Genomic DNA, 2,294 nt, shown 5'->3' with positions numbered 1-2,294 from the left:
CACGCCGCGATCTACATCAGGTATTCTGGCCATGGCGTTCTGGTGCGCAATAACTTCCGCGCCCGTGGCCGCCACAACCGCTGGGTTACCCTCGACATGATCATGATGTTCGTGCGTGTTAATAATGTATTTGATGGTGTAACCCTGCGCTTCTGCCAGAGCCACCATCGCATCACCATCCAAAGGATCCAGAGCAATGGCTTGTCGAGTTTCTTCACAACCAATCAAGTAATTGAAATTACGTAACGGGTTGTTCATATAACGTCGAAATACTTCCACATTCACCTCTTACCAGTACACAGTGTCCTGAATATCGTCGTCTGCTTCAGACTCGTTAATGAAGTGGCTGTTCAATAAATTAATCATCTCTTCTGAGCGCTCTTTTAGCTCTTCGTCAGAAAAAGCTTCTGCAGGGCTATGCCCCCAGACAGGCCCTGGCCAGGCAGGATCAGATTTGAATCGCGCAACATGGTGAACATGCAGCTGGGCAACGACATTCCCAAGCGCGGCGATGTTCATGGAATCAGATGCGAAATGATCAGCCATCTTCTCTGCTACAAATGCAGATTCTTCCATCAACTGAAGGCGATCCTCTTTCTTCAGATGGTAATACTCGAAAACGTTAGAGCGGGATGGCACGAGAATCACCCAAGGGTAACGGCGATCCTTCATCATAAGTACTTTGCACAAAGGCAAGCGGCCCAAATACACGGTGTCAGCTTGCAGGCGTTCATCTAAGCGGAACATAATCTCTCCTGGTTGTTGCTTTCATGATAAAGCGCCATACGTGTCAGGTCACTATCATTCACTCCGGGTACCTTAATGTCTGAGTTGATTGCCCTTTCCTCTATTTCATCAATCCCGAGGGAACAGTGGGATGCCCTTCTGCCGGATAACGCGGCGCCATTTCTACGTTATGACTTCCTGCATGCCCTTGAGGCCACTGGCTGTGTCTCGCCAAAGACAGGTTGGACGCCGAGCCACCTGATCAGCCTTGATGACACCGGGACTCCCAATCTTGTTCTCCCTGCCTATATTAAAGACCACAGTTACGGAGAATACGTATTCGACTGGCAGTGGGCAGAGGCCTACGTCAGTTATGGCATGCAGTATTACCCAAAGCTTCTGCTAGGCGTCCCGTTCACGCCCGTTCCGGGCCCACGATGGTTAAGCACCACCCCGGTGGACACCCAAAGCCTGGCCCAGGGCTTATCAGACTTTTGCTCGAGTAAGGGGCTGAGTGGCTGGCATATGAACTTCCCCGCTGGCGAACTGACTCCGGACGCTGGCGCATCGGAACGAAAAGGCTGCCAGTTCATCTGGAGGAACAATAACTTCAGCTCTTTTGACGACTTTCTGGCAACGTTCGCCAGCCGTAAACGTAAGAACCTGCTAAAGGAGCGCCGCCGGATCACAGAACAAGGCTTAAAGGTGTCACGCTTCGAAGGTGAAGGCATCACACCCGAAATGATTGATATCTTCTACCACTGCTATTGCGATACCTACTACCGCAGACGCTCTCATCCTTACCTTACGCCCGGTTTCTTTCACCAACTCCGTGAGACCATGGCAGATTCGATGATGCTGGTGCTCGCAGTAGACGAAGAAGGCCCATGCGCTGCTGCCCTTTGTTTCTTCGACGATGACGCACTTTATGGCCGCTACTGGGGGTGTCTGCGCGACTACGATGCCTTGCATTTCGAGGCCTGCTATTAGCAGGGGATTGAGTTCTGCATTGAGAAGAACCTCGGTATGTTCAACCCGGGTACTCAAGGAGAACACAAGATCAGTCGTGGCTTCGCCCCCGAGTTCACACGAAGCTACCATTGGCTGGCACATCCGGAATTGCACGACGCTATTGGCAGGTTCACACGAGAGGAAGCGGCGTACATTGAAGAATATGCCGCTGCCGCCTCAGAAAGACTGCCGTTCAGGCGGGATTGATCTGGCTGTCTCATCCCAGCTTTGTTATAACCCCTCCCGGAGGTAATTATCATGGCTATGAGAGCATACAAAGTTCAGGACATTGTCGTATTCGCATCGCGCGGTACCGAAGCGAAACTTCTGGCTGCACCAGAGTTGCGCCCGGCAGAAGAGTGGCGGGAAGACGTAGCCGCCTGGGTAGCGCTTCGAGCTGAGCGCGCACCAGAACTGGATGACAGGGTGGACGCCAGCAAAACTGAGCCGTATATCCATACCAGCCACTAACCTATCGTCAGGCGGCTTCTACAAAGGACGTCCAGCTCCCGATATCAAGACAGCAGCCATGTAACGGCGGCTGCCGTACTGACACA

General features: G+C 52.4%; 3 protein-coding genes and 1 pseudogene. 2 read left to right on the top strand and 2 right to left on the bottom strand.

What is annotated here, in order from left to right; translation table 11 throughout:
* Nucleotides 1-279 (bottom strand): MBL fold metallo-hydrolase (locus B2067_RS03405; RefSeq protein ID WP_301387448.1); only part of this gene is annotated, 279 nt, incomplete at its 3' end.
* 9 nt (nt 280-288) lie between these two features.
* A complete protein-coding gene (locus tag B2067_RS03400; protein WP_068439990.1) occupies nt 289-747 on the bottom strand; it encodes an HIT domain-containing protein in 459 nt (152 codons plus the stop codon).
* A gap of 75 nt (nt 748-822) precedes the next feature.
* On the opposite strand from B2067_RS03400, the pseudogene B2067_RS03395 reads away from it, so the two are divergent.
* Together B2067_RS03395 and B2067_RS03390 are read left to right on the top strand one after the other, a co-directional pair.
* Nucleotides 823-1,944 (top strand): annotated as a pseudogene (locus B2067_RS03395) (GNAT family N-acetyltransferase).
* A gap of 51 nt (nt 1,945-1,995) precedes the next feature.
* Nucleotides 1,996-2,208, top strand: coding sequence for a hypothetical protein (locus tag B2067_RS03390; protein WP_068437543.1), 213 nt, complete (start codon nt 1,996-1,998; stop codon nt 2,206-2,208).
* The last annotated feature ends 86 nt before the right edge of the window (nt 2,209-2,294 follow it).

This window comes from Thalassolituus sp. UBA2590 (genome assembly GCF_002339775.1).
Lineage (GTDB): Bacteria > Pseudomonadota > Gammaproteobacteria > Pseudomonadales > Oceanobacteraceae > Thalassolituus.
Note: the sequence above shows the minus strand (reverse complement) of the source record. Positions and strands in the feature narration are given on the sequence as shown.